The sequence below is a fragment of the Mycolicibacterium vulneris genome (assembly GCF_002104765.1).
Classification (GTDB): Bacteria; Actinomycetota; Actinomycetes; order Mycobacteriales; family Mycobacteriaceae; genus Mycobacterium; species Mycobacterium vulneris.
On sequence record NZ_NCXM01000042.1, the window covers coordinates 17,940 to 42,547 of the forward strand.

24 protein-coding genes and 3 pseudogenes are annotated in these 24,608 nt (G+C 68.5%); 8 read left to right on the forward strand and 19 right to left on the reverse strand.

What is annotated here, in order from left to right; all coding sequences use genetic code 11:
* Window positions 1–200: 200 nt before the first annotated feature.
* The 8 genes and pseudogenes from B8W69_RS26975 to B8W69_RS27005 form a co-directional block, all read right to left on the reverse strand.
* A complete protein-coding gene (locus tag B8W69_RS26975; protein ID WP_085292752.1) occupies window positions 201–494 on the reverse strand; it encodes a hypothetical protein in 294 nt (97 codons plus the stop codon).
* Complete coding sequence (locus B8W69_RS26980) at window positions 481–912, reverse strand: hypothetical protein (RefSeq protein ID WP_085292753.1); 432 nt, start codon at window positions 910–912, stop codon at window positions 481–483. The genes B8W69_RS26975 and B8W69_RS26980 overlap by 14 nt, the downstream gene beginning before the upstream one ends.
* The gene (locus B8W69_RS26985; RefSeq protein WP_085292754.1) at window positions 905–1,366 is read right to left on the reverse strand and encodes a hypothetical protein; all 462 of its coding nucleotides are present in this window, start codon (window positions 1,364–1,366) and stop codon (window positions 905–907) included. The genes B8W69_RS26980 and B8W69_RS26985 overlap by 8 nt, the downstream gene beginning before the upstream one ends.
* Complete coding sequence (locus tag B8W69_RS26990) at window positions 1,363–1,599, reverse strand: hypothetical protein (protein WP_085292755.1); 237 nt, start codon at window positions 1,597–1,599, stop codon at window positions 1,363–1,365. Before B8W69_RS26990 ends, B8W69_RS26985 begins: the two co-directional genes overlap by 4 nt.
* A gap of 231 nt (window positions 1,600–1,830) precedes the next feature.
* Window positions 1,831–2,235, reverse strand: a complete 405-nt coding sequence (locus tag B8W69_RS31660) for a hypothetical protein (RefSeq protein WP_085292756.1) — start codon at window positions 2,233–2,235, stop codon at window positions 1,831–1,833.
* A 114-nt stretch (window positions 2,236–2,349) separates the two neighbouring features.
* Window positions 2,350–2,451 (reverse strand): annotated as a pseudogene (locus tag B8W69_RS32370) (hypothetical protein); the annotation flags it as partial.
* 57 nt (window positions 2,452–2,508) lie between these two features.
* A pseudogene (locus tag B8W69_RS32375) lies at window positions 2,509–2,673 on the reverse strand (helix-turn-helix domain-containing protein); the annotation flags it as partial.
* 169 nt (window positions 2,674–2,842) lie between these two features.
* Complete coding sequence (locus B8W69_RS27005; RefSeq protein ID WP_085292758.1) at window positions 2,843–4,228, reverse strand: recombinase family protein; 1,386 nt, start codon at window positions 4,226–4,228, stop codon at window positions 2,843–2,845.
* Window positions 4,229–4,257: 29 nt separating this feature from the next.
* Here B8W69_RS27005 and B8W69_RS31665 point away from each other — a divergent pair.
* Window positions 4,258–4,617 (forward strand): annotated as a pseudogene (locus B8W69_RS31665) (hypothetical protein); the annotation flags it as partial.
* A 3-nt stretch (window positions 4,618–4,620) separates the two neighbouring features.
* Here B8W69_RS31665 and B8W69_RS27015 read toward each other — a convergent pair.
* Window positions 4,621–4,845, reverse strand: coding sequence for a deoxyribodipyrimidine photolyase (locus tag B8W69_RS27015; RefSeq protein ID WP_065026686.1), 225 nt, complete (start codon window positions 4,843–4,845; stop codon window positions 4,621–4,623).
* Between the two features lie 119 nt (window positions 4,846–4,964).
* The gene (locus tag B8W69_RS27020) at window positions 4,965–5,450 is read right to left on the reverse strand and encodes an SRPBCC family protein (protein ID WP_085292760.1); all 486 of its coding nucleotides are present in this window, start codon (window positions 5,448–5,450) and stop codon (window positions 4,965–4,967) included.
* A 112-nt stretch (window positions 5,451–5,562) separates the two neighbouring features.
* Between B8W69_RS27020 and B8W69_RS27025 the strand changes: the two genes are divergently transcribed.
* Complete coding sequence (locus tag B8W69_RS27025; protein ID WP_085292761.1) at window positions 5,563–6,591, forward strand: Rv2578c family radical SAM protein; 1,029 nt, start codon at window positions 5,563–5,565, stop codon at window positions 6,589–6,591.
* Window positions 6,592–6,692: 101 nt separating this feature from the next.
* Here the strand turns inward: B8W69_RS27025 and B8W69_RS27030 are convergent, their stop codons facing one another.
* Entirely contained in the window at window positions 6,693–8,294 is a 1,602-nt protein-coding gene (locus tag B8W69_RS27030) for a purple acid phosphatase family protein (RefSeq protein WP_085292776.1), read from the reverse strand.
* Between the two features lie 88 nt (window positions 8,295–8,382).
* Here B8W69_RS27030 and B8W69_RS27035 point away from each other — a divergent pair, with 88 nt between their 5' ends.
* Window positions 8,383–8,811 (forward strand): Rv2576c family protein, encoded by a 429-nt coding sequence (locus B8W69_RS27035; RefSeq protein ID WP_085292762.1) that lies wholly within the window; start codon window positions 8,383–8,385, stop codon window positions 8,809–8,811.
* On the opposite strand, the gene B8W69_RS32050 is transcribed toward B8W69_RS27035, so the two are convergent.
* The 4 genes from B8W69_RS32050 to B8W69_RS27055 form a co-directional block, all read right to left on the reverse strand.
* On the reverse strand, window positions 8,812–9,096 hold the full coding sequence (locus B8W69_RS32050; protein WP_342744722.1) for a helix-turn-helix domain-containing protein: 285 nt from the start codon (window positions 9,094–9,096) through the stop codon (window positions 8,812–8,814).
* 127 nt (window positions 9,097–9,223) lie between these two features.
* Window positions 9,224–10,102: a KPN_02809 family neutral zinc metallopeptidase gene (gene ypfJ, locus B8W69_RS27045; protein ID WP_085292763.1), complete on the reverse strand. Its 879-nt coding sequence runs from the start codon at window positions 10,100–10,102 to the stop codon at window positions 9,224–9,226.
* A 9-nt stretch (window positions 10,103–10,111) separates the two neighbouring features.
* A complete protein-coding gene (locus B8W69_RS27050) occupies window positions 10,112–10,621 on the reverse strand; it encodes an SRPBCC family protein (protein WP_085292764.1) in 510 nt (169 codons plus the stop codon).
* Between the two features lie 9 nt (window positions 10,622–10,630).
* The gene (locus B8W69_RS27055; protein ID WP_181447498.1) at window positions 10,631–11,530 is read right to left on the reverse strand and encodes an oxidoreductase; all 900 of its coding nucleotides are present in this window, start codon (window positions 11,528–11,530) and stop codon (window positions 10,631–10,633) included.
* Window positions 11,531–11,592: 62 nt separating this feature from the next.
* Here B8W69_RS27055 and aspS point away from each other — a divergent pair, with 62 nt between their 5' ends.
* The 3 genes from aspS to B8W69_RS27070 are packed head-to-tail and all read left to right on the forward strand — an operon-like array spanning window position 11,593 to window position 14,935.
* Complete coding sequence (aspS, locus tag B8W69_RS27060) at window positions 11,593–13,359, forward strand: aspartate--tRNA ligase (RefSeq protein ID WP_085292766.1); 1,767 nt, start codon at window positions 11,593–11,595, stop codon at window positions 13,357–13,359.
* 55 nt (window positions 13,360–13,414) lie between these two features.
* Window positions 13,415–13,852 carry a nitroreductase family deazaflavin-dependent oxidoreductase gene (locus B8W69_RS27065; RefSeq protein WP_085292767.1) on the forward strand — a complete coding sequence of 146 codons (438 nt, stop codon included), beginning with the start codon at window positions 13,415–13,417 and terminating at the stop codon, window positions 13,850–13,852.
* A 3-nt stretch (window positions 13,853–13,855) separates the two neighbouring features.
* Window positions 13,856–14,935, forward strand: a complete 1,080-nt coding sequence (locus B8W69_RS27070) for an FUSC family protein (protein ID WP_085292768.1) — start codon at window positions 13,856–13,858, stop codon at window positions 14,933–14,935.
* Between the two features lie 5 nt (window positions 14,936–14,940).
* Here the strand turns inward: B8W69_RS27070 and B8W69_RS27075 are convergent, their stop codons facing one another.
* Window positions 14,941–15,330, reverse strand: coding sequence for an MmcQ/YjbR family DNA-binding protein (locus tag B8W69_RS27075; protein ID WP_085292769.1), 390 nt, complete (start codon window positions 15,328–15,330; stop codon window positions 14,941–14,943).
* A 98-nt stretch (window positions 15,331–15,428) separates the two neighbouring features.
* Between B8W69_RS27075 and B8W69_RS27080 the strand changes: the two genes are divergently transcribed.
* Window positions 15,429–16,400, forward strand: coding sequence for a transglutaminase family protein (locus B8W69_RS27080; protein WP_085292770.1), 972 nt, complete (start codon window positions 15,429–15,431; stop codon window positions 16,398–16,400).
* The gene (locus B8W69_RS27085) at window positions 16,393–17,448 is read left to right on the forward strand and encodes a zinc-binding metallopeptidase family protein (RefSeq protein WP_085292771.1); all 1,056 of its coding nucleotides are present in this window, start codon (window positions 16,393–16,395) and stop codon (window positions 17,446–17,448) included. The genes B8W69_RS27080 and B8W69_RS27085 overlap by 8 nt, the downstream gene beginning before the upstream one ends.
* 250 nt (window positions 17,449–17,698) lie before the next feature.
* Here B8W69_RS27085 and B8W69_RS27090 read toward each other — a convergent pair whose 3' ends face one another.
* The 3 genes from B8W69_RS27090 to B8W69_RS27100 all read right to left on the reverse strand — a co-directional run.
* Window positions 17,699–20,356: a circularly permuted type 2 ATP-grasp protein gene (locus tag B8W69_RS27090; protein WP_085292772.1), complete on the reverse strand. Its 2,658-nt coding sequence runs from the start codon at window positions 20,354–20,356 to the stop codon at window positions 17,699–17,701.
* Window positions 20,356–23,691, reverse strand: coding sequence for a transglutaminase family protein (locus B8W69_RS27095; RefSeq protein ID WP_085292773.1), 3,336 nt, complete (start codon window positions 23,689–23,691; stop codon window positions 20,356–20,358). The genes B8W69_RS27090 and B8W69_RS27095 overlap by 1 nt, the downstream gene beginning before the upstream one ends.
* A gap of 83 nt (window positions 23,692–23,774) precedes the next feature.
* Window positions 23,775–24,608, reverse strand: an 834-nt coding sequence (locus B8W69_RS27100; RefSeq protein ID WP_181447496.1) for a hypothetical protein, incomplete at its 5' end; no start/stop codon positions are given.

A 24,608-nucleotide genomic window follows, 5' to 3' on the forward strand; every position in this document is an offset into this window, starting at 1 on the left:
GCCGTTAACTTGGCTGTCGAACCGCAGCGCCGGGATGCTTCCGGGCAGCGCCGCCGCTTCCCCAGAATCGGAGGCCAGGGACGCAGCAGCGCTAGGGCCACTGTAGCGCGGCTCGGCGACACGATGCCCGCAGGCTCGCCGGTCCCCGATCCAAACCGGTTGCGTCATCACGCAATTGCAGGGACGCAAAGGCCGGCGTCCTATGTGTCCTCTCCGCTCGCCTGCGACCACGGCGGGATGCCGGTGACGTCACCAGGTGTGCCGTGCGGTCGTCGGCGGCGGCTGTCTGTGATCGCGCGCTGAAGCTCGCGGCGGTGTCGGGCGTTCTCGTTCAACCGGGCCGCGTAGCAGTCCGCGATCGTGCGCGCCCAGTTGGCCAGGGCCATGTCCCCGGCGCGGGCCGCGGTGGTCGCGGTGTCCTGGAACAGGGTCAGCAGCTGGCGCAGCGACTCCACGCCCAGCGTCGCCGGGTCGGGCAGGTCATTCAAGTCCATCGTCGGGGTCCTCTCGTTCTTCCAGGGCGGCAAGGTTTCTCGCCCGTCGCTGCCGCATGCGTTCGGCGTCGGCGAGGCGTTTACGAAGCTCGCGGCGACGCTCCCGCATCCGCAGCAGGTGGTTTAACCGGTCGACGACCTGGTCGTCGCCGTCGGTGCTGGCGATGGTCCGCAGGTGTCCGCGAGCGTCGCGGGCCAGGACAGAGTGCCCGCCGAGGCAGCCCGCGATAGGGCATGGCTGCTGCGCGGCCAGGCGCACCGCGTCGTCAACGCTGTCGGTGAAATCGAACCGCGCACCGAGGCTTTCGACCCAATGCAGGACCGCGGCGTGGCCCTGGCCGGTCCCCAGGTCGCCGCCGTCCTCGTCCTCGTCGTCGAGGTCGGCCAGGTCGTCGGCCAGGTCGTCGTCGTCAGTCATCACCAGGTTGCGGTCTGCTTTCTGCCAGGATCGCGGCGACCATGCGTCGCCAATCGGTGTCCTCGGCCCAGTCGCGGCCGGTCAGCTTGAGCACTTCGACGAGCAGCCCGCGCGCGGTCCGTGCCGCGCCCGCACCGATGAAGTACGCGGCGGGGTCGGCAACGTCGGGATCGCAGGCGGCGTGCATGAAGTGCCATTCGATCAGCGGTCCTTGCTCCTGGCCCCGGCGACGCCGGCGGGCGCGGTCGCGCGCCGCGGCGATGCTGGTCCGCGCGTAGGCCTTCCGCGTCGTGATCGGCTCCTGACAGCGTTCGCAGCTGGGGAACCTCAGCCGGGGCACCGGATTTCGCGCTGTACGCCCGCCTACGGAATCGGGGGCACGATCCCCCGAGCGCGCCAGGGATCGCCCGTCAGCGGCCCGCAGGGCGCTGGGATCGCGCGATTCCGAGGTCATCGGTCGCCGTCCAACTCGGCCAGCCGGTCGGCGACGGCCTGGCGGCGAATCTCGCGGCGGGCATCGTCATCGGTCGCCGCGCACCACATGCACAGCTGCCGCCCCGGCAGCTTCGTGAAGCGGTCGCAGCGGCGACACCGGCCACGGGTACAACCGGCGTGATGGCCTTGCAGGCGAACGAACCAGCCGCACTGCTCGCAGCGGCCCTTGCCCTTGGGCGGCTCAAACGTCATGACGCGCACCTTGTTCCCCGCGCGCGCGGTCTGTGGTTACTTACGCGTCTAGACCCGTTTGGGTTACCAGCTGCTTGAAGTAACCACCCTCCTACATCCATCGCGGACTCCGAAGGAGTTCGTGATGGGCTAGAAGCGGGTCGGGTCGGGTCGGGTCGGGTCGGGGTTGTGTTACTGATGGCGTGACTAACGCCGTGACTAAAGTCGTATGTCACGCTGTAACAACACTTCTCAGCCACCGGCATCGCTGACCCCTTGTGCCTGCTCAAGCGCCTTATTGGCGCGCCAGGCCGCTTGACGTTTGGCCGACGCTTCGCGGTCCGCAAGGACCTTCTCCCGGCACGGGTTCAACGCCAGGAAGTCATGGAATTGCCAGCCTTTTTCACCGTCAAGTTCGGCCCGTTCCCATAGCCCAGCAGCGACCAAACGATCAGCGAGCGCAACGCCTTTGCGGCCCGGAACCCAGGTGGCGACGTACCAGGCGGGCACGAATCCATCGGTCAGCTGGTCCCCGCAGTAGGACAGGCAGACCACCCACAAGCCCAGCGGTTCGAGGTCGGGCTTGCCCTGGCCGTTGGTCGCAGCTTTGCGCGCCTTCTGGTGGTTGTGCAGCTTGTCGTCGAGCTTCGACCACATATCAGCGCACCGCCTTTGTCAGCGCCGCAATGTACTGTGTCCGTACGGGTTTGAAGTGGGTGCGGGTCGCGGGTTCAGAAACGAGCCCCGGCCCCCATCTTTCTGTCTGGTCGGTCACCGGCCATCGCCGCCTGTCTTGCGTACTGGGCGAAGGAGTTCCGCGAGCCGGGTCCGCTGCTCGTCGGTCAGTGGCGGCGCGGTCGCCAGCGTGCGCTCTACCCACTGGTCGACGGCGTCGGACTCGGATGCGTCGTTGCCGCCGTTGGCTATGAACGCGTCCAAGGCGTCGGGGTCGATCCGCAGCTGCTGACCAACCCGGTAGGCCGGCAGCTTCCCGGCCTTGATGAGCCGGTACACGGTGCTGTAGCTCAGGTCGAGCTTGTTGGCGGTCTTGCGTATAGAGAGCGCGGGGCGCGCGTCGGTACTGGTGGGAGGCACGGCAGGGTTCGCCCTTCGGTCGGGCGACCTCGATTTGCCTGTGTCCCCTTAGCGGACGGCCCTACGGGTCTGGTTATGACTGGGTTGCTATCGGGAGATCAAAAATAGCAAGCGGTGACGACGCACTCCTCGCAGGACGCGCCGTCACCGGCCGATGTCGAACAGTCGTCTACAGCCAGGTCACCTGTAGCCGGTCGGGGTCGACGAGCTTCTCCTTGGTGACCGGGTCGACCAGGTAGCCGCCTTTGCCGCAAGGTGTGACCGTGATGGTCGCCACGACCGCCAGGACGGCGCGCAGCCGATCGGGCGACAGCTTCTCGATGGTCTCGGCGACCTCGGGCCGCCCCAACGGGAGCCCGTCGAACACCCGCAGCCGCTCCTGGTCCTGCTGGCGGCCGTCGATCGCGGCCAGCTTCTCGTTCACCCGTTCGGTCGCCCGCCTGGCCTGCGGCGGTGTCAGGTCGCCGTCGGCGACGGCGTCGGCGATCTCGTCGAGCCGCGCGAGCAGCGTGGCCCGTTCGCCGCGCAGCTGCTCGGCCAGTTCGGTGTCGTGCAGCTCGGCCCGCAGCAGGTCGACGGCGTCGGCCTGGGCCAGGCGTCCCGCCAGCAGCTTGAAGACCATCGGTTCGACCTGGTCGGCTCGCACGCTGACACCGCGACAGGTCTTGCACGCGTACGCAATTCGCTTGTCGATGGTGCGGTGCCCCGACAGGTAGCCGCCGCAGCCAGGCTTGCCGCATTGCAGGATGCCGGTCATGGTGTGGCAGCGAATTGCGCGACGCCCCCTGTTGCGCGCGTCCAGCTTGGCCCGCACCGCCCGCCAGGTCTCCTCGTCGATCAGCGCGGGCCACGTTCCCGCACCGACGATCTGGTCGTTGTGCGCGCGCAGGCCAGCGTTACGGGGTTTCCGTAGAAACGAGGACAGCTGCGCGGGGGTCCAGGGCTTGCCCTTGATCGTCAGCACCCCGGCCGCGTTCCAGGCCCGCGTGACGTCGGTGATGGACCCACCGGCCAGGACGGTCCGGTAGGCCTCGGCGACCAGTGGCGCGGTCTCGGGGTCGGGCTGGCGGGTGTCGCCCAGGTAGCCGAACGCGCGGGTCCACTGCGGCAGGCCGCGCTCGGCCTTCTGCTGGGCGGCGCGGCGTTGCCGGGCGACCTTGTGTTCGACCTCATGACGGGCGACCGCGCCCTTGAGCCGGGCCACCAGGCGACCCTGCGGCGTCGACAGGTCGACATCGCCGCTCACCGTGGCCAGCGCCAGCTGCTTGTCGTCGGCCAGTGCCATGAACGCCTCAAGCTCGACCGGACGGCGGTGCAGCCGGTCGAGGTCCCAAGCGACGACTGCGCTGATGCGGCCGGCGCGGATGTCGGCGAGCATCCGCTCGTAGGCCGGTCGACGCTTGAGGCTCGATGCGCTCACGTCGTTGTCGATGTACTCGACCGCGGTCCAGCCCTTGTCGGTGCATAGCCGCGCGCAGTCCTCGCGCTGGCGCGTTACGCCCAGCTGCTCGCCGGTTGGGTCAGATGAGATTCGGAGGTAAATCGCTGCTTGCATGCCCTAAACGTACTTAAGGGGGCTGACGCCATCATTTGGTGAAAACGTTCTGGGGCTGGCGTGATACCCAATTGCGCGACGGGACACTGATCTTGACGTCCCCGTCGGGACACACGTACGTCACCACTCCGGGCAGCGCGCTGCTGTTCCCCAACTTGGGCGTGTCCACTGGCACGAGCCCTCTACCCCCGGCAGCCAACGCCGAGCCGTGCGGTGACCGGGCGGCGATGATGCCCAAACGTCGCCGCACCCGGGCCCAAAACCGCGCCGCTCGCATCACCACCGAACGCCACCACAATCGAATGGCTCGAAACGGCGAAAAGCCTCCGCCTATTTGGGCATCCGAACTAACCCATGCCGTTGGCGACGGAGAGCCACCGCCGTTCTAAGGGTCATTTTTTGCTGGGAATGATGATGACGACGATCAACGTCAGGATCGAAAAGAACAGCCCGAGAATTCCCCAGCCCAGCGGATTTCGGCCCTTCATCATAGCGATGATGCCGCAGACTATTGCGGCGATAATGCTGCCGATGGCGACGAAAATTCCCTTGATGCCACGGAGGATAAAGCCGGCCGCGACGGGGTCCGAACTCGCCAAGATCACCGAGTGCAACATGACAGGTCCTTTCGTGAGGGGCCCCGAGGTAATACCCCAACAAATGTCGCGTGAAACCGCGCTCCCGTTGGCTCGCTCACTCGAAAGTCGATGAGCAACACGGCGTGTGGCGCTGGTATTTACCCGCCCGGATAACCGCGGCGCACCGTGCGGTCGAGAATTCCGAGCGTCGCGCGCAACGCACCCTCGGACAGAATCGGGAAAATTCCGGCTTCCCGCCACTTCGGGTCGATGTTCGACCAGTCGTAGAACGAGGTGACGATCGTGGCCGAGCCGTCCTCGGTGGGTGTGAGCGCGTAGCCGTAGACATGGCCGATCGGCGGCTGAATCTGGCCGAGAACCGTCCAGGAAATCAGCCGATCCTGCTCGAATTCCTTGATGTCGACGGTGACGTCGTATTTGCCCAATTCCGGGAAATCATTCAATGATTCGCGGTCCATGTGAACGACGAACTGGTCACCGGCGGCGCGCACCGGATCACCCTCGGCGTCTTGCAGCATTCCGGACGAGTCGATCGCCACGTGGCCCTGCGGTTCGCACAGCACGGCGAAGATGGTCGGGGCGGGCGCGGCGATGGTGCGGGAAGTCTCGATGCGTTCGGTCATTTTTCCTCGCGGCCGGCGTTGATACGACACGTTCGCCGCTAACTGTAGACCCGCGAACACGCCGCGTGGTGCCACACTTGACTGACACTCGAACTAATGTTCGAATAGGTGCATGCGGTGGGCAAACCAGGCCGTCGCGGTCAACGGGACGCCGGTCGAGGACGGGGCGCTGCCGGGGCTGCAGCGCATCGGCTTCCTGCGCAGCGTGCGCTCGCCGCAGTTCGACGGGATCACCTTTCACCAGGTGATGTGCAAGTCCGCGCTGAACAAAGTGCCGAACGCTTCGGCGCTGCCGTTCCGTTACACCGTCAACGGCTACCGCGGCTGCTCGCACGCCTGCCGATACTGTTTCGCCCGGCCCACCCACGAATACCTGGAGTTGGACTGCGGCAACGACTTTGACACTCAGGTCGTGGTCAAGACCAACGTCGTGGAGGTGCTGCGTCGCGAGCTGCGGCGGCCGTCCTGGCAGCGTGAGACCGTCGCCCTGGGCACCAACACCGATCCGTACCAGCGGGCCGAGGGGCGCTACGCGTTGATGCCCGGCATCATCGGCGCCCTGGCGGAATCGGGCACGCCGCTGTCGATCCTGACCAAGGGGACGCTGCTGCGGCGCGACCTGCCGTTGATCACCCAAGCCGCGGCGCAGGTTCCGGTCTCGGTCGCGGTGTCGCTGGCCGTCGGGGATCCCGAGCTGCACAAGGACGTCGAGCCCGGCACGCCCACACCGCAGGCGCGGCTGGGCCTAATCGGTGCGATCCGTGCCGCCGGGCTGGACTGTCATGTGATGGTCGCGCCGGTGCTGCCGCATCTCACCGATTCCGTCGAGCATCTCGACGGGTTGCTCGGCCAGATCGCGGCGGCCGGCGCCAGCAGCGTCACGGTCTTCGGCCTGCATCTGCGCGGCTCGACCAGGGGCTGGTTCATGGCGTGGCTGGCACGCTCGCATCCCGAGCTGGTGGGCCGCTATCGTGAGCTGTACCGGCGCGGTGCCTACCTGCCGCAGGGCTATCGCGACATGTTGCGGGAGCGGGCCGCCCCGCTAATCGCCAAGCATCGACTGGCCGGCGACCACCGCCCGTTCTCGCGAGCGGTCTCGGTCGCGCTGCCGCCGGAACCCGTTCAGGCGACGCTGTTTTGAGCTAGTCGAGCTCGGCGACCCGTCGTGGCCGCCTCCGGGGGAACGCGATGAAATTCCGGGTGCGTTGGATAAATCCGCTGTGGCCATGTTGCTGGGCCGGGCTAGCCGGCCTTGTCACCGCGCGGCTTGGTGAGCGTGAATTCGTCGATCACGGCTACCTCACCGAACGTGCCCCGCAGCGCGTAGTGCGTCGCCTTGATCGAGGTGTTGCCGCCGGGTTGGCCCGGGTCGACGTCGAAAGCCACGAAACCATAAGGGTTCTCGCGGTCGCGAAACGCCGACCACGGCGCGTCCTCCAGCACGTAGATCGGTGCCTTGCGACCCAGTCCGGGATCGAATGCGCCCACGCCGGTCACCACGCGACACCGGAGATCGGGGAAGAACATCGCGTTGCTCGGGGCCGAGGTCCCGCCGCCACCGATGACCAGGTGCACCGTTCCGCGCGTGGCGTCGATGACATCGTTTCGGGTGTCGACGGGTACCGGGGTGCGGGTGTCGGTGCCCAGCGTGCCGCGCAACGGGTGTGAGCGTTCGTAGTGGTGTTCGTGACCGCACACCACCAGGTCGACCTGGTACTGGTCGAACAGCGGTAGCCATTCCTCGCGGATGCCCAGGTCGGCGCCGTTGGTCTTGTCGGCGGTGGAGATCGCCGTCTGGTGCATGCACACGACGATCCAGTCGATATCCGGGTCGCGCCGTGCTGCGGCGAGTTCATTTGCAAGCCAGCGCTTTTGCTCGCCGCCGGAATAGCCGTGCACGTAGAAGTTGCCGCCGTCCTGGAAGGCGACGTCGTCGTTGCTCAGGCTGATCACCCGCACCGAGCCGGCGGTGAACGAGTACCACATGCCGCGGGCCTCGGGGCTCGACCCGGAATCGGGTACCGCGAAGTAGGCCTGATAGGCGCCGTAACCGATTGGCCCGTTACCCAATTCGTTCTCGTGATTGCCGGCCGCCGGCATCCATGGCCGGTATCGTGCCGAGCGGGTGTTGTTCTCGAACCAGTTCGACCAGGTGCGCACCCGGTCGCGGGCCAGGTTGGCGTAGCACAGGTCGCCGTTGATCAGGTTGAACAGCGGCCCCATCCGTTCGATCGCCATCGTGGTGTCGGCCGCGGCCGGCGAGCCGATGTTGTCGGTGGCGTAGCTGCCGTCGGGCATCTTCGCCAATGCCGGTGTGGACTGGTCGCCGAAGCTTGTGAACATCAGTCGTTTTCGGCCCGTCGGCGCGGTGCGCACGGTGCCCTGCTCCGGTTCCGCGCCGTCGTGCACCGCGGCGTACACGTAGTCGGTGTCCGGGGTGAGGTTGGTCAGCCGGGCGTGATTGACGCGGACTTCGGTGCCCGACTTCGCGTCCCGGTAAGTGCGGGTTTCCGCGGCGACGGTGCGGCCGAAGCCGGACGTCGGCGTTCCGAGCAGCACCCGCGGATTGCGGACCGCGTCGGTGGTGTGCCACGACACCACCACCTCGGTGCCGGCGTTCTTCCCGAACTGCAGGTGCAGCCCGCCGACCGGCGGTGCGCCGCGGCGATCGGGCTGCAGCCAGGCCATCGGGCCCCGTGGGCGTGACCACAGCAGCACGGCACCGCCCCCGAAACCCACCCCGAGGGCGGCCGACACCGCCCCGGTCGTCAGCAGCCGGCGGCGGGTCACCCGCGCTGCGGCGCTATCGGTCCGTTTCGGGGCCGGATGCGTCTCATCGGTCATGCTTGCTTCATACCGGAACCGGGCAACCGCCGGCACAGCTGCCGGTAAACAGCGAACCGCCGCTAACGAATCCGGTAGCGTTTTCGATATGACGAACGTGCAAAGGACAGCGAGCGCGATCTCAGCGGTAACGCTGGCAATGGCCGCGGGGGCGGTGCTCACGCCGGCGACGGCGCATGCGGATGGCCACCAGGTGACCTACACCGTCACGAGCCCCAACAACCTGACCGCCAACGTCTCCTACGTGAACGCCGACCCGCCCAGCCAGGCCGCTTTCAGCGCGGACCCGTCGAAGTACTCGACCAGCGTGCAGACCCCGCTCAGCGGCGGAACGCCGGTCACCTACACCGCCACCCTGGCGAACCCGAACCAGTTTGCGAGCATCACCGCCAGCGGCATGCTGCACTGGCCGGATTCGGGCAACGGCCCCGCCCAATTCCACTGCGAGATCGCCGTGGACGGCCAGGTGGTCGCGCAGCAGGACGCCACCACCACGGTCACCTGCCGACCCAGCTAGTCAGCCGGCGAAGACGTACACCCACGCGGTCGCGCCGGATCGCAGCGGCACCTCGATGCGGCGGTAGGCGTCCACCTCGTACTCATCGGCGGCCGGCTCACCCTCCGCGTCGCCGGTGGCACGCTCGACGGTGATCTTCTCCTGCGCCGCCTCCTCGGAGAACAGCCGCCCGACGTCGACGTCAAGGGCCTTGGCCACCTTGAGGGCGACCGCGATCGACGTTGTGCTGCAACGACGTTCGATCTTGGACAGGTAACTCTTGGTCAGTCCGGTCCGCCGGGCCAACTCCTCCAGGGTGAGGCCGCGTTGCTTGCGGACCGCGCAGCAGTGCGGACATGGGCCGCCCTCTCGTGCCGCTGGATGAGCAGGGCCGCGCCGAGTTGCGGGGCTTGCTCGCCTAAAAGGCGCGCGGCTAACCCAGGTCGGGCGCGGAGAAGGTGTCACACTTGTTCGGGTCACCGGTCTGGTAGCCGGTGGTGAACCACTTCTGCCGCTGTTCCGACGAACCGTGCGTCCAGGACTCGGGATTGACCCGGCCGGTGGATTCCTTCTGGATGCGGTCATCGCCCACCGACGCCGCGGCAGAGAGGGCATCGGAAATGTCCTTGTCGCTCAACGGTTCCAGGTAGGGGACGCCGGTGCTCTCCTGCTTGACCGTGGAGGCGTAGTGCGCCCAGATCCCGGCGTAGCAGTCGGCCTGTAACTCGGTGCGCACGCCGTTGCCGCCGGCGCCCTGCGCACCCTGCTGCGAGCGGCCCAGCAGGCCCTGCAGGTTCTGCACGTGGTGACCATATTCGTGGGCGACCACATACTCCTGGGCGAACGGCCCACCGCTGGAACCGAATCGATCGACCAGCTCCTTGAAGAAGTCGGTGTCGAAATACGCCGTCTTGTCCACCGGGCAGTAGAACGGCCCGACCGCGGTGGTCGCGTGCCCGCAGCCGGTCTCCACCGATCCGGTGAACAGCCGCACACGGGGACGGGTGTAACCCTGCAGCAGCTGATGCCACACCGCGTCCACCGAGTTGCCCGTGGCGACGACGCGGCATTGCACGTACTTGTTGGCGTCGGCGCCGGTCTTGCACTGGCTCAGGTCGAACCCGGGCGCCGAGTAGCCACCGGTGTTCGTCTGCTGGGAGTTCATCACGCGGCCGGGATCGACGCCCAAGAACAGCGCGCCAATGAGGATGAGCAGCCCGAGGCCCCCACCCCCGACGGCCATTCCCATGCCGCCCCCACCGGACGAGGACGCCGTGCTGGTGTCGATCTGCATGCCCTCGTTGAAGGTCATGACGCTCTCCTAACGTTGCCGGGCCGCAAGGGAGTCGGTGTAGCTGCGCAGGTTGCGCAGGTAGCGGCGCAGGGCCAGGTTCAGCAACGGTCCCACCACGACCATCGCCAGCTTGGCCGGTCCGGCCGGCTTCTGGGCCATTGTCCACGTCAGCCGGCAGCCACCCGGGATGACCTCCACCCGGTAATCCTCGGCGAAGGCCGCCACGGATCGCGTCGAGCATTCATTGAACCGGAATGCCATGTGCGTGAACGGTTCCCAGGCGAGGAATTCCTCGTTGCCGACGAGTCCGCCGCGCATCTCGACGACGCGGGTGGTCCCGACGCCGCGCGGCTCGGGACTGGTCCAGGTCACCTTTGTGATCACCTTCGCCCACCGCGGCCAGGACTGGGCATCGGAAAGCACCTCGAACAGCTGCTCGGGGGTGATGGCCAGGTCGACGCTGTTGCGGAACCGGTAACGGCCCTCAACAGAATCAGCGTCGATGAAGCTGGTATCGACGCGCTCGCAGGGGAACATGACAACAACTTAGCCGGGGCCGTCGCTGGCCGCGGCCAGTAACGGCACTATGACGTCGCTGATCGGCGTGGCCAGGCCGTGGGCTCGGCCCTTGCGGATGATCACGCCGTTGCGGATGTCCCATTCCATCGCGCGCTGGTGTTCCGCGTCGGTCAGGATCGACGTGCCCATGTCCTCGACGACGTTGCGGAACATGTCGACCAACTCGTCGACCACCTTGTCGGTCAGCCGGGCGCCCTCGGCCCGCGCGACCGCCAGGCACTCGGCGACATAGCGCCGCGACAGCGCGGCGACGTCGTCGCGGCGGAACATCCCGGACCGCCTCCGCGCCAGCACCATGAACCCCGCCAGCGCGTTGGTGAGCAGCTTGTGCCAGGCCGCGGTGATGATGTCGGGGTCGCAATCGACCCGGCAGTCGGCGCCGCGCAGCAGGTCGGCGACGGTCTCTCCGGACGGCCCGCTGGGCAGGACCAGGGCCGCCTCGCTGCGCAATCGCACCCAGCCCTCGGGCTGGGCCTGGGCCGAGTACCACACGATGCCGGGAATGACGGGGGACAGCGGGCAGTGCGGCTGCACCTGCTCGACCTGCTCGACGCCGTTTTGCAGCACCACGACGATGGTGTGCACGTCGCACAGCCGGGCCAGCCAGCCGGCCGCCGCCTCGTTCTGGTTGGCTTTGACGGCCAGCAGCACCACGTCCACCGGCCCGGTCACCTCGGCGGGATCGGTGTGCACCGGCCCGGGGACGACGATCGGGTCGGCCCCGTCGGGCCGCAGTTCGATGGTGTCGCGCGGGGTGCGCCCGCACACCATGACCGGGTGACCGGCCCGGTACAGCAGCGCGGCGGCCGTCGTGCCGACGGCGCCCGGACCGACCAGGGCGATGTTGGTAGCAGCGTCTGTGACGATGCCATCGAAATTACCTCCTTTAGACTGGGCATTCGTTCAAGCCGGGTGAGTAGGAGTCTTTTGTGCTGCGCAGTCACGCCGCGGGTTCGCTGAGGAGTAGCGACGCCGGGCAGCAGGTGACGCTAACGGGCTGGGTGGCTCGTCGCCGCGACCACGGCGGCGTCATCTTCATCGACCTGCGCGACGCCTCCGGAATCGCCCAGGTGGTGTTCCGCGAGGCTGACGTGCTGGCCCAGGCGCACCGGCTGCGCGCCGAGTTCTGTGTCGCGGTCACCGGTGTGGTCGAGATCCGGCCCGAGGGCAACGCCAACCCGGAGATCGCCACCGGTGACATCGAGGTCAACGCCACCACGCTGACCGTGCTGGGGGAGAGCGCGCCGCTGCCGTTCCAGCTCGACGAGCCGGCCGGCGAGGAGCTACGGCTGAAGTATCGCTACCTGGACCTGCGCCGCGACGGCCCGGCCGAGGCAATCCGCTTGCGCTCCAAGGTGAATGCCGCCGCGCGATCGGTGCTCGCGCAACATGATTTCGTCGAGATCGAAACCCCGACGATCACCCGGTCGACCCCGGAGGGGGCGCGCGACTTCCTGGTGCCGTCCCGTTTGCACCCCGGCTCGTTCTACGCGCTGCCGCAGAGCCCGCAGCTGTTCAAGCAGCTGCTGATGGTGGCAGGCATGGAGCGCTACTACCAGATCGCCCGCTGCTACCGGGACGAGGATTTCCGCGCCGACCGCCAGCCGGAGTTCACCCAGCTCGACATGGAGCTGAGCTTCGTTGACGCCGAGGACGTCATCGCCATCTCGGAGGAGATCCTGTCCGCGGTGTGGGCGCTGATCGGGTATGAGATCCCGACGCCGATCCCGCGGATCAGCTACGCCGACGCGATGCGGCGATTCGGCTCCGACAAGCCCGACATGCGCTTCGGGCTCGAGCTCGTCGACTGCACAGAGTTCTTCAACGACACCACATTTCGCGTCTTCCAGGCACCGTACGTCGGCGCCGTGGTGATGCCCGGCGGGGCCTCGCAGCCGCGGCGCACGCTGGACGGCTGGCAGGAGTGGGCAAAACAGCGCGGCCACCGCGGACTGGCCTACGTGCTGATCGCCGACGATGGCACGCTGGGCGGTCCGGTCGCCAAGAACCTGTCCGACGCCGAACGCGACGGGCTGGCCGCGCAGGTCGGGGCGAAGCCGGGGGACTGCGTCTTCTTCTCGGCGGGCCCTGCCAAGCCGTCGCGGGCACTGCTCGGGGCCGCCCGCGGCGAGATCGCCCACCGGCTGGACCTGATCGACCCCGACGCCTGGGCGTTCGTCTGGGTGGTGGACCCGCCGCTGTTCGAGCCCGCCGGCGACGCGACCGCCGCCGGCGACGTCGCCGTCGGGTCGGGGGCGTGGACCGCGGTGCACCACGCGTTCACCTCACCCAAGCCCGGCCATGAGGACGGCATCGAGACCGACACCGGCAACGTGCTCGCCGACGCCTACGACATCGTCTGTAACGGCAACGAGATCGGCGGCGGGTCGATCCGTATCCACCGCCGCGACATCCAGGAGCGGGTGTTCGCGGTGATGGGCCTGGACCACGCGGAGGCCCAGGAGAAATTCGGATTCCTGTTGGAGGCCTTCACCTTTGGCGCACCCCCGCACGGCGGGATCGCGTTCGGCTGGGACCGGATCAACGCGCTGCTGTCCGGGGTCGACTCCATCCGCGAGGTCATCGCCTTCCCCAAGACCGGCGGCGGCGTCGACCCGCTCACGGACGCGCCGGCGCCCATCACCGCCCAGCAGCGCAAGGAATCCGGAATAGACGCCAAGCCCGAGAAGGTTTGACTTGCATGACGCGCGCTGACGACGATGCAGAGCGCAGCGATGAGGAGGAGCGCTCATGACTGAGGAACAGAGCCTCGACCCCGCATTCGTCAACGATTTCAACGAGAAGATCATCGCGGAGTTCCGCGCCAACGAAGGCAAGGTCGGCGGCCAGTTCGCCAACGCCGACCTGCTGCTGCTCCACACCACCGGCGCCAAATCCGGCCAACCCCGGGTATCGCCGCTGGCCTACTTCCGCATCGACGGCAAGCTCATCGTCATCGGCTCCTTCGCCGGCGCCCCGGTCAGCCCGGCCTGGGTGCACAACCTGCGGGCCAACCCGCAGGCGCGGGTGGAGATCGGCACCGACACGTTCGACGTCGCCGCCCGCGAGCTGCCCGCCGACGAGCGCGCCGCGCTCTTCGACAAAGTCACCGCCGCCGCGCCCGGCTTCGCCGAGTATCAGGCCAAGACCACCCGGGTGATTCCGCTCTTCGAGTTAAACCGGACCTAGCCGGTGGGCGCTTCGCGGCGGGCGGTGCCATCGCTGGTTCTCGCCGCCGCGCGCGCAGGCAGCAAACGGCTGCGGCTGGTTTGGTTCAACCTGGTGCAGACTGCGGTGGCCGCGGGCCTGTCCTGGTACCTGGCGCACGATGTCCTGGACCACCCGCAGCCGTTCTTCGCGCCGATCGCGGCCGCGGTGTCGTTGTCGACCAGCAATGTGCTGCGCGCGCAACGCGCCGTCCAGATGATGATCGGGGTGACCCTGGGGATCGGGGTGGGCTCGCTGGTGCAGGGCCTGCTCGGTCCCGGCGAGGTGCCCATCGCGGTGGCCGCGCTGGTGGCGCTGGGCGCCGCGGTGTTCATCGGGGGCGGCTTCATCGGTCACGGCATGATGTTCGCCAACCAGACCGTGGTGTCGGCGATCCTGGTGCTGGCCCTCTACCGCGGCGGCGTCGGCGTGGAACGCATCTTCGACGCGCTGATCGGCGGTGCGGTGGCCATCGTCTCCGCCATCCTGCTGTTTCCAGCCGACCCGCTGACGGTGCTGCGCAACGCCCGCGTCGGCGTGCTCGGGGTGCTGCACGACGTGCTGTCCGGGGCCGCGGACGTCGCCGCCGGACGCAAGGAGCCGCCGCCGGACTGGCCCCTGACGGCCGTCGACCGGGTGCACGAACAGCTCAGCGGGCTACTCGAGGCGCGCACCACCGCGCGCCAGGTCGTCACCATCGCGCCGCGACGATGGGGCCTGCGGACCGCGATCCAGGCCGCGGACCATCAGGCCGTGCACGTGGCACTGTTGGCCGGCTCGGTGTTGCAACTGGCCCGCGCCGTCTCGCCGGGCCCCGATCTCACCTCGGATAGCGGCCGCGAGCGCCTTGCGGAGCCCGTGCCCACTGTGCTGGTGGTGCTGGCGGCCGCGACGGCGCTGGCCGACACCGATCCCGCCGGCGCGTGCGCATATGTGGCCTCGGCGCGTCACCACGCCGCGGAACTGCAGTCCGGCGCGCGCGAGAAGACGCAGGTGATCCTCGCTGACGTCGTCAGCGCCTGCGTCGACGACCTGCAACGGGTCATCGATCTTCGGCACGTCTGAGCGCTTCAGCGCGAGTCGGCCAGGAACTCCTGAACCAACTTTCGCGGCGCCTGGGTCAGCCACGCCTCGGTGATCAGCTCCTCGAGATCACGCACCGAGATTTCGGACAGGTTGACCAGCACCGCGGGATAGCCGTCGAAATGCGGTGTGGTGAAGTACGTCCCGGGCTCGTCGTCGATCAGCGCGAACTTGACGCCCTCGTCGGACACCCGAACGCCGAGGATCTCGCCCTGCGGCGGCTGGGGGCCGTCGCGCTCCAGCGCCTCGCGCTCGGAGGGCCGCAGCGGCCGCTCCCAGGCCAGCAATTTCTTGCCGACCCGCCAGTCATGCGGTGACGGCTCGGAGGTGAGTGCCAGCTCACCAACGATGCGGGCGACGTCGCCCCACGTGGCCACAACACGATTGTGCTCCCGTTTTGGCGCGAATGCCGTCGGATGGGCAAACGGTACGCGACGGGGCGTCCTGCGCACCCCACGCAACCGTCCGGCATGTGATGAGATCAGCGGTGAGGAGGAGTAAGCGCTTGCCAGCAGAATCAGGCGAACCGGGGACCGGGTTCGCACGCCGCCACCGGGTAACCCACCGCACCGAGTACCGCTACTCCGACGTCGTGACCAGCTCTTACGGCCGCGGATTTCTCACCCCGCGCGACTCGCTGCGGCAGCGCTGTGTCGCGCATCGGCTGATCATCGACCCGGCCCCCGCCGACAGCTCCACCAGCCAGGACAGCTACGGCAACATCAGCTCCTATTTCCACGTGACCGAGCCGCACGGGCTCCTGAAGGTGACCAGCGACTCGATCGTCGACGTCTATCCGCCCGGCCCGGATCTCTACACCGGCGGGCCGGCGGCGCAGCCTTGGGAGAAGGCCCGGCCGGCCGGGTCCGGCGGAGCGCTGGCGACCGAGTTCACCCTGGACCTCAATCCGCCTGAGATCACCGACGACGTCCGCGACTACGCGGCGCTCAGCTTCACCCCCGGGCGCCCACTGATCGAGGTGCTGGGCGATCTGACGTCGCGCATCTTCACCGATTTCACCTACCGGTCCGGGTCGACGACGATTTCCACCGGGGTCAATGAGGTTCTGGCCGCCCGCGAGGGGGTATGTCAAGACTTTGCCAGGCTGGCGATCGCCTGCCTGCGAGCCAACGGGTTGGCGGCCAGTTACGTATCCGGGTACCTGGCCACCGATCCGCCACCCGGAAAGGATCGGATGATCGGCATCGATGCCACCCACGCCTGGGCCGCGGTGTGGACTCCGCAGCAGGCCGGCCAATTTGAGTGGTTGGGGCTCGATCCCACCAACGACCAGATGGTCGACGAGCGCTACATCGTCGTGGGCCGGGGTCGTGACTACGCGGACGTCCCGCCGCTGCGGGGCATCATCTACACCAACTCCGAGCACAGCGTGATCGACGTCGCCGTCGACGTGGTGCCCTATGAAGGCGAAGTGCTGCATGCGTGACTTTACCTGCCCCAACTGCGGCCAGCGCCTCACCTTCGAGAACTCCACCTGCCTGAATTGCGGTAGCGCGCTGGGGTTTTCGCTGGACCAGATGGCGCTGCTGGTGATCTCGGAGGACGACACAGGCGAGCACGCCGGCTTCGTGCACGCCAGCGAGTATCAGCTGTGCGCCAATTTACTTCTCGCCGAATGCAATTGGCTGGTCCCGGTCAATACCCCCCGGCTGCTGTGCCCCTCGTGCGCGCTGACAATCGAACGGCCGAACGACGCCGACACCGTTGGGATGGCCGAGTTCGCCCGGGCCGAGGCCGCCAAGCGCAGGCTGATCGCCGAGCTGAACGAGCTCAAGCTGCCGATCGTCGGGCGGGACAGGGACCCCGACTACGGCCTGGCGTTCCGGCTGTTGTCCAGCGCGCACGAGAAGGTGATGACCGGACACGAAAACGGGGTCATCACCATCGATTTGGCCGAGGGTGACGACGCGCACCGCGAGCAGCTGCGGGTCGAGATGGACGAGCCCTACCGCACCCTGCTGGGGCACTTCCGCCACGAGATCGGGCATTACTACTACTACCGGCTGATCGCGCCGTTCAACGACTACGTGGAGCGGTTTAACGAGCTGTTCGGTGACCACGAAGCCGATTATCAGGAGGCGCTCGACCGCCACTACAGCGAGGGCGCTCCCGAGGGCTGGCAGGAGGACTTCGTATCGTCCTATGCCACCATGCATCCCGCCGAGGACTGGGCCGAGACGTTCGCCCACTACCTGCACATCCGCGACACTCTGGACACCTCGGCGTGGTGCGGACTGGCGCCGGCGTCGGCCACGTTCGACCGGCCCGCCTTGGGCCCCAGCGCTTTTCAGACGATCATCGACATGTGGCTGCCCTTGTCGTGGTCGCTGAACATGGTGAACCGGTCGATGGGCCACGACGACCTGTACCCGTTCGTGCTGCCGGTCGCGGTGCTGGAGAAGATGAGGTTCATTCACACCGTGATCGACGAGGTGACCTCGGAGGCCCGCGGTCGCGCCTCGGTAGCCGGCTAGAGTACGGTGTGCTTCTCGATCACGGCGGACCTGGTGGTGGCTGGCGAACCTGGTGGGGCTGATCGCGGTCGCGATCCTCTACACGCAGGCGTTCGCGTCGCTGTGGTGCACCGGGCGACATCCAACGCGTGAGGCTAGACCGGATTGCCGCACTCCTCCGCACCCCGCTTCGCGGGCTGCATCGTCGTGCGGCTCGGCCGGATTGCCGCACTCCTCCGCACCCCGCTTCGCGGGCTGCATCGTCGTGCGGCTAGGCCGGCATGACGCGTCGTTCGTCGGGACCCCAAATCGGTTGCATGCCACCGGGCAGCGCCAGCTGGGTGGTGGTGATGACCTCGGCCAGGTTGTGCAGCTCGCCATGCACCGCAGCGAGCAGCGCCGCCAGCTCGGCACGCCGGCCGTCGCCGCCGACCCGTTGGAGCTCCGCGGGATGGGATCGCCGCAGCAGGGTGCCGATCTCGTCCACCAGCCGTTCGGGGCGCGACGAACCCGACGAGCCGGGCAGGTCCCGGAGATCGATCCGCAGCCGTTCCAACTGGTAGAGCAGCGACCGCGGGTTCTGCGCGTCGAACAGCATCAGCTCGGCCATGGCGGCCACGCTGATCTTGCCCACCGTGCGGCGCCGGTAGATGACCGAGGACTCGCACGCCACCAGGGTGGACTCGATGACGGTCTGCTCGGCCGCGGCGCCGCGGCCGACGGTCAGTGTGGCTTGCAGCAACGCCGTCAGCCACAGGCCGCGTTCGATCCGTTTCCCGATGTCCATCATCGTCCAGCCGACGTCGCGCACCATCGACTCGCTGGCCACCCCGGACAGGGTCAGCATGCCGGCCAGCGTCTGGGCCTGGGCCCCGGTGAGCAGGGCGTCGGCCTCGGAAAGCGATTCCGGCGGTTCGCTTTCCAGTGCCAGCGCGCGTTCCACCGCGGCCAGCACCATCCAGGTGTCGTTCGACATCTGGTCGCGCACCGCCCGCGCGGCCAGCGCCAAACCCTCCACCGATTGCACCAGCGAGCCGGGCCGGTGCGGATCGAAGGTGAGCGACCACAGCGTGGAGGGGGCGATCGCGATCATCTCGGCGTGGTCGCCGCCGCTGTCGGCCGCGATGTCGGTTCCGGTGATGCGGCCCAGCGCGGTCATCAGCACCGGCACGCATTCGCTTTCCTCGCTGTGCTGGTGGTGGCGGTAGACGTGGAACCGGTCGCGGGTGACGATCAGCAGCCGCGCCATGCTTTCCGCGCGCTCGCCGTAGCGGCCGATCCAGAACAGGTCGGACAGCACGCGCGGGGAGCTGACGCCCCAGGTGCCCGCGGCCGTCTTGGCCGGCGGCTCCGGCGTCGGCAGGCTGATCGCCTCGGCGCGGGCCCGCTCGGTGGGCCGCACCCAGACATCTTTTGCCGCAATGGTTTTCAGTGTGTATGCTGCGGATCCGGGCGCTAGCACGTAGCCGATGCCGCCGATCATCGGTGCGTAGCCGCCGCGCTGGGCCACGGTGAACAACCGGATGCCGACACCCGCCGACGACAGCACGCCGGCGTGGTCAGTGGGTGCGGACGAGAATTGCGGCAGTTCCTGGCCGATCCACTGCCACGGCGTCTGCTCGATGCGGGCCGCCACCCGTGTCAGTTGCTGAGCCGAAAGTGTGGGCCCGACAAGGGTTTTCTCGCCGACAGTGGACTTAATCAACAACGACGACAGGTTCGCCAGCAGGTGTGCGCGCTCGCTGGCGATGCCGCCCCAGTAGACCTGGGCGGTGGGCAGCAGCAGCGTTTCCGACAGCAGGCGCTCGGCCATCGCGGGCAGGAAGCGCAGCAGCCCAGGGTTTTCCAGAATTCCGCTGCCCAGCGTGTTGACCACGGTCACCGTCCCGCGGTGCTGGGCCTCCACCAAACCGGCCACCCCGAGCCGGGAGTCGGCGCGCAGATCCAGCGGGTCGGTGTACTCGGCGTCGACCCGGCGCAGCACGACGTCGACGCGCTTCAGCGTGCCCAGCGAGCGCATCCACAACATGCCGTCACGCACCACCAGATCGGCGCTTTCCACCAACGGAAAACCCAGCAGCGTGGCCAGATACGCCTGGTCGAACGCGGTCTCGGAGTAGATGCCCGGGGACAGCACCACTACGACCGGGTCCCGGGCGTCATCGGGTGCCGCGTCGATCAGAGCCAGCCGCAGCGCCTGGGCGAACGGCGTCGTCGGCCGCGGCGCGATGCGCTCGTAGAGCTCGGGAATCGAGTGCGCGACCACGCGCCGGTCGGCCAGCGCGTACCCGGCTCCCGAGGGCGCCTGGGTGCGGTCGCCGTTGACGACGAATTCGCCGTCCGGTCGCCGGCTGACGTCGCAGGCGTGCATGAAAAGCTGGTGGCGGCCCGGGATTTCGATGCCGTTGGCCGCGCGCACGTACCCGGGGTGGCCGAACAGCAACTCGGGGGGCAGGACGCCTTCGGTGAGCAGGCTGCGCGGACCGTACAGGTCGGCCAGCACGGCGTCGAGCACCCGCGAACGTTGCAGCAGGCCGGCCTCGAGCACCTCCCAGTCGGCCGCGGACAGCACGATCGGCAGGGTGTCCAGCTGCCAAGGCCGGGGCTCCTGCCCGCGACCGCCGGGCTTGACGTCGGTGTAGGTGATGCCGTCGTTGTCGATGAGGTCGTGCACCACCGAGCGCAGCCGGTCCAGCCCGGCGCGCCCGCGCTCGGCGATGGTGTCGGCCAGCTCCGCCCACGCCGGGCGCACGTTGCCGTCTTGGTCGACGAACTCGTCATAGCCGCTCGCCGGGCCGTGCCGCAGGTCGAAGAGCGCTTCCTGGGCCCGCGCGGCGCGGTAACCGGCGAGCAGGCGGTCGGCGTCATAGCGCGCGGTGCCGGCCGCTGACGGTGCACCGGTCCCGAATGTCATGTCCGCAAACGCCATTACTGCGCAACGGTACGCACGCGGCGCAGGTCGAGGATGCCTGGCGCGCCGACATCGGTGAGGATCCGGGCCTGCTTCTCGCGGATGCCGGACAGGTCGAGTTTGCCGGGGGTGAAGCCGGTCGCCTCGAAGCGGCGGGCGCGGCGTGCCTCGGCCTCCACGGCGTTGACCGGCGGCGTGTCGTAGGCCCGCCCGCCGGGGTGGGCGACGTGGTACGTGCAGCCCCCGCGCGACGTGCCGGTGGTGAGGTCGATCAGTTCGAACCGCAACGGCCCGTCGGCCGAGATGGTGGAGTGCAGCGCGCTGGGCGGCTGCCAGGCCTTGAACCGAACCCCGCCCACGTGGATGTCGGGATTGTCGGTGGCCAGCAACGGCACCGGATAGCCGTTGACCGTCAACACATAACGGTGGCGGTCGGCCCCGATGATGCGGACCTGGATGCGCTCGACCGAGGAGTCGACGTAGCGCGCGGTGCCCGTGGCGGTCGACTCCTCGCCCAGCGTGGTCCACGGCTCGATGGCCCCGCGCAGTTCGATCTCCACGCCGTCGAACACCGCGGTCCCGATGCGCGGGAACCGGAACTCGGTGAACGGATCCAGCCAGCTGGTCTCGAACGCGATGCCGTGCGCTCGCAGGTCCGCCGCGACGTCGGCGATGTCATGAATCAGGAAGTGCGGCAACAGGTATCGGCCGTGCAGGTTGGCTCCGTGGCGGATCAGCGGCGCGCGCAGCGGCTCGTCCCAGAACCACGCGACCAAAGAGCGCACCAACAGCGACTGCACCATGGCCATGCGCAGGTGCGGCGGCATCTCGAAGCCGCGCAGCTCCAGCAGGCCGAGCCGGCCGCGGGCGCTGTCGGGGCTGTAGAGCTTGTCGATGCAGAACTCGGCGCGGTGGGTATTGCCGGTGATGTCGGTGAGCAGGTGCCGCAGCGCGCGGTCGATCACCCACGGCTTGGTGGCGCCACCGCCGCCCAGCCGGGCTATCTCGGCGAACGCGATCTCGAGCTCGTAGAGGGCCTCGGCGCGGCCCTCGTCCACCCGCGGCGCCTGCGACGTGGTGCCCACGAACCGGCCGGCGAACAGGTATGACAGCGACGGGTGGCGCTGCCAGTACGTCAGCAGCGACACCAGCAGGTCGGGGCGGCGCAGCAACGGTGAGTCCGCGGGCGTCACGCCACCCAGGGTGATGTGGTTGCCGCCGCCGGTGCCGCCGTGCGTGCCGTCGACCTCGAAGGACTCGGTGGACAGGCGGGCCAGCCGGGCCTGCGCGTACAGCGTTTCCAGCTGCTGGTTCTGTTCGTCGAAGCTGGCGGTGGGCGCGACGTTGACCTCGATGACGCCGGGGTCCGGGGTGATGGTGGTCGAGCGCAGCCGCGGGTCCGGCGGGGGATCGTAACCCTCGATCACCACCGGGCAGTCCGCCTTCGCCGCCGCGGCCTCGACCCGCGCGATGAGATCGACGTAGTGCTCCAGCGCCTCGGTGGGCGGCAGGAAGACGTAGAGCAGCCCGTCCCGAATCTCGGTGACCAGCGCGGTCGGCGGCGCGCCGTCGGCGTCGACGACTACTGCGCTCGCGGCGGCTTTCGCCGCCAGCTCGGGTCTTACTGACAGGGGATCGGCCTCGAACGACGGGCGCGGCGGTGTCCAGCTGATCGAGTCCAGCGGCAGTCGCAGCCCCGCCGGAGAATCCCCGGGCAGCAACACGATACGGCCGCGGCGCAGCCGCCAGTCGGCGCTGGCCCATCCGAGGTCATCGTCTCGCCGGTGCAGCGGAAGCACGAACGCCGCCGGGGCCGTGACGGATTCGTCCAAACGGGCCAGCAGCGCCGCGCGGCTCGTGGGGGAGTCGGTTTCCAGGTCGTCGGCGGCGTCCACCGGAACCCCTTCGGGCTCAAGGACTTTGGCGGACAGCCGATGTAGCGGGTCCTCGTAGGCCGGCCGCACCTGCGAGGCCGGCAGCCCCAGGCCGTCGGCGATCCCGGCGAGCACCCGATGGGCCGCCTCGCCGTCGACGGGGCGCCGCTGCCGGTCGCTCCAGGGGTCGGCCAGCAGGGCCTCGTCGGTCCACAGCGGACGCCCGTCGGTGCGCCAATGCAGCGCAATCTGCCAGCGGGGCAACGGTTCTCCGGGATACCAGCGACCCTGACCGCGCTGGATCACACCGCCCGGCGCCCACACGGATTTCAGGCGGGCGGCCAGATCGGAGGCGCATTGCCGCTTGTGCGGACCGTCGGCGGCGGTGGTCCATTCCTTCGCCGACTTGGGGTGGATGTCCACCGCAACGAAGGTCGGCTCACCGCCGACGGTCAGCCGGACGTCGGCCGCGGCCAGCCGCTCGTCGACGAGCCGGCCGACGTCGCGGATCGTCCGCCACGCATCGTCGGAGTACGGCAGTGTGACGCGCGGATCCTCGTGCACCCGGGTGACGGTGTTCGAGAACTCCAGCGTCGAGGCACAGGGTTCGGTGCCCCCGCTGATCGGCGCCGCCGACGTCGGGTGCGGCGTGGCCGCCAGCGGAATGTGGCCCTCGCCCGCGAACAGCCCGGACGTCGGATCGAGCCCGATCCACCCTGCCCCCGGGATGTACACCTCGGTCCAGGCGTGCAGGTCGGTGAAGTCCGCGGCTGGTCCCGACGGCCCGTCGAGCGCCTCGACGTCGGAGGCCAGCTGCACCAGGTAGCCGGACACGAAGCGGGCGGCCAGCCCCAGCTGGCGCAGGATCGACACCAGCAGCCACGCCGAGTCGCGACACGAGCCGACCCCGGCGCGCAGCGTGTAGTCCGGCGTCTGCACACCGGGTTCCATCCGCAGGCTGTAGGCGACGTCGGCGTTGATCGCACGGTTGAGCTCGACCAGCATGTCGATGGTGCGAGTGCCGTCGCGCACCGAGAAATTACTCAGCCAGGCCCGCACCAGCTCGCCCGGGCCCGAGCCGTCGCCCTCTTCGTCGACCGGCCGCAGGTAGGGCTCCAGGTCCTCGGCCACCTCCTTGGGGTAGGTCAGCCCGGCCCGTCCCTTGCCTGGGACCCACCGTTCGGCCCAGTCCTCGATGAAGAAGTCGAACGGGTTGATGACCTTGAGGTCGGCGATCAGCCCGACGGTGATGCTCAGTTGTTGCATCGGAGTCGGAAACACCAGCCGGGCAAGGAAATTGCCCACCGCGTCCTGCTGCCAGTTGATGAAGTGTTCGTCGGGCTCGATGCGCAACGAGTACGCCTCGATGGGCGTGCGGGTGTGGGGCGCCGGGCGCAGCCGCACGATGTGCGGATACACCCGGACCAGCCGGTCAAAGGTGTAGCTGGTGCGGTGCTCCAGCGCAACTTTGATGCTCATAATCGCTGATCCCATCACACCCGCGGACACGGCGCAGCGCGCCGCAATCGCGGCTTCCCCCGCCGTAATCCTTGCGCGCAGCGCTAGGCCGGTGCGTGTCCCGGCGGCGGGCCGGCCTCGTACCCCGCCTGCCGCGGCGCGGCCACCTGGCCACCGGAAAACTTGCGGTACGCGTAGATCCCGACCAAGGCGGCGACCGGGACCCCCACCAACACGCCGACGCCACACGCCAGGAAACCCACCACGACGGCGGCCACCTCGACCAGCCACACCAGCAGGGCGTTGCCGAAGTTCGACGCGACGGTGGAGAAGCTGGAGGTGAGCGCCTTGACGGGCTGCTCGGACCGATCGATCGCGTACGGGATGGTGAACTGGGCAAAGATCCCCAGGATCAGGCCGGGCAGGAAGCACAGCACCGAGGCGATCGAGGTGAGAATCCCGACCAGCAGCGCCGCCAGAAACACCATGGCGAAGTTGCGCGGCTTGAAGAAGGACCCGATGGTCACCGGGCGACCGTCGGCCAGATCCAGGCAGCCGGACAGGAACGCGGACTGGGCGAACGCGCCCACGAGGTAGGCGGCGAGATAGCCGAGGATAAGCAGCGCCATCCCGCCGCCGTTGAGGTTCGCGGTAAAGGTGAAGTAGTCGTCGTCGGAGTTGCTCGTCGTGGTGCCCATGTTCTGGCTCAGGCCGATCAGGGTGGACGCGATGGCAAACAGCACCGCGTACACCAGGGTCGGAACGATAAGTGCCACAGCGTTTTTGGTGAACGTGTTCCAGGCCCAGCCGAACGCGTCCCCGATGCTGAACGCGGGCGGGCCGCCGTAGCCGGGCGGTGGTCCGTAGCCGGGAGGGGGCGCGCCATATCCCGGGGGCGGTCCGTAACCCGGAGGAGGCGGCGGGGGTCCGCCGTAGCC

Excerpts from the sequence above, each read along its gene's own strand:
- B8W69_RS26975 (WP_085292752.1), bottom strand. The coding sequence starts at position 494 with ATGGACTTGAATGACCTGCCCGACCCGGCGACGCTGGGCGTGGAGTCG.
- B8W69_RS26980 (WP_085292753.1), bottom strand. The coding sequence starts at position 912 with ATGACTGACGACGACGACCTGGCCGACGACCTGGCCGACCTCGACGAC.
- B8W69_RS26985 (WP_085292754.1), bottom strand. The coding sequence starts at position 1,366 with ATGACCTCGGAATCGCGCGATCCCAGCGCCCTGCGGGCCGCTGACGGG.
- B8W69_RS26990 (WP_085292755.1), bottom strand. The coding sequence starts at position 1,599 with ATGACGTTTGAGCCGCCCAAGGGCAAGGGCCGCTGCGAGCAGTGCGGC.
- B8W69_RS31660 (WP_085292756.1), bottom strand. The coding sequence starts at position 2,235 with ATGTGGTCGAAGCTCGACGACAAGCTGCACAACCACCAGAAGGCGCGC.
- B8W69_RS27005 (WP_085292758.1), bottom strand. The coding sequence starts at position 4,228 with ATGCAAGCAGCGATTTACCTCCGAATCTCATCTGACCCAACCGGCGAG.
- B8W69_RS27015 (WP_065026686.1), bottom strand. The coding sequence starts at position 4,845 with ATGTTGCACTCGGTGATCTTGGCGAGTTCGGACCCCGTCGCGGCCGGC.
- B8W69_RS27020 (WP_085292760.1), bottom strand. The coding sequence starts at position 5,450 with ATGACCGAACGCATCGAGACTTCCCGCACCATCGCCGCGCCCGCCCCG.
- B8W69_RS27025 (WP_085292761.1), top strand. The coding sequence starts at position 5,563 with ATGCGGTGGGCAAACCAGGCCGTCGCGGTCAACGGGACGCCGGTCGAG.
- B8W69_RS27030 (WP_085292776.1), bottom strand. The coding sequence starts at position 8,294 with ATGACCGATGAGACGCATCCGGCCCCGAAACGGACCGATAGCGCCGCA.
- B8W69_RS27035 (WP_085292762.1), top strand. The coding sequence starts at position 8,383 with ATGACGAACGTGCAAAGGACAGCGAGCGCGATCTCAGCGGTAACGCTG.
- ypfJ (WP_085292763.1), bottom strand. The coding sequence starts at position 10,102 with ATGACCTTCAACGAGGGCATGCAGATCGACACCAGCACGGCGTCCTCG.
- B8W69_RS27050 (WP_085292764.1), bottom strand. The coding sequence starts at position 10,621 with ATGTTCCCCTGCGAGCGCGTCGATACCAGCTTCATCGACGCTGATTCT.
- B8W69_RS27065 (WP_085292767.1), top strand. The coding sequence starts at position 13,415 with ATGACTGAGGAACAGAGCCTCGACCCCGCATTCGTCAACGATTTCAAC.
- B8W69_RS27080 (WP_085292770.1), top strand. The coding sequence starts at position 15,429 with ATGAGATCAGCGGTGAGGAGGAGTAAGCGCTTGCCAGCAGAATCAGGC.
- B8W69_RS27085 (WP_085292771.1), top strand. The coding sequence starts at position 16,393 with ATGCGTGACTTTACCTGCCCCAACTGCGGCCAGCGCCTCACCTTCGAG.
- B8W69_RS27090 (WP_085292772.1), bottom strand. The coding sequence starts at position 20,356 with ATGGCGTTTGCGGACATGACATTCGGGACCGGTGCACCGTCAGCGGCC.
- B8W69_RS27095 (WP_085292773.1), bottom strand. The coding sequence starts at position 23,691 with ATGAGCATCAAAGTTGCGCTGGAGCACCGCACCAGCTACACCTTTGAC.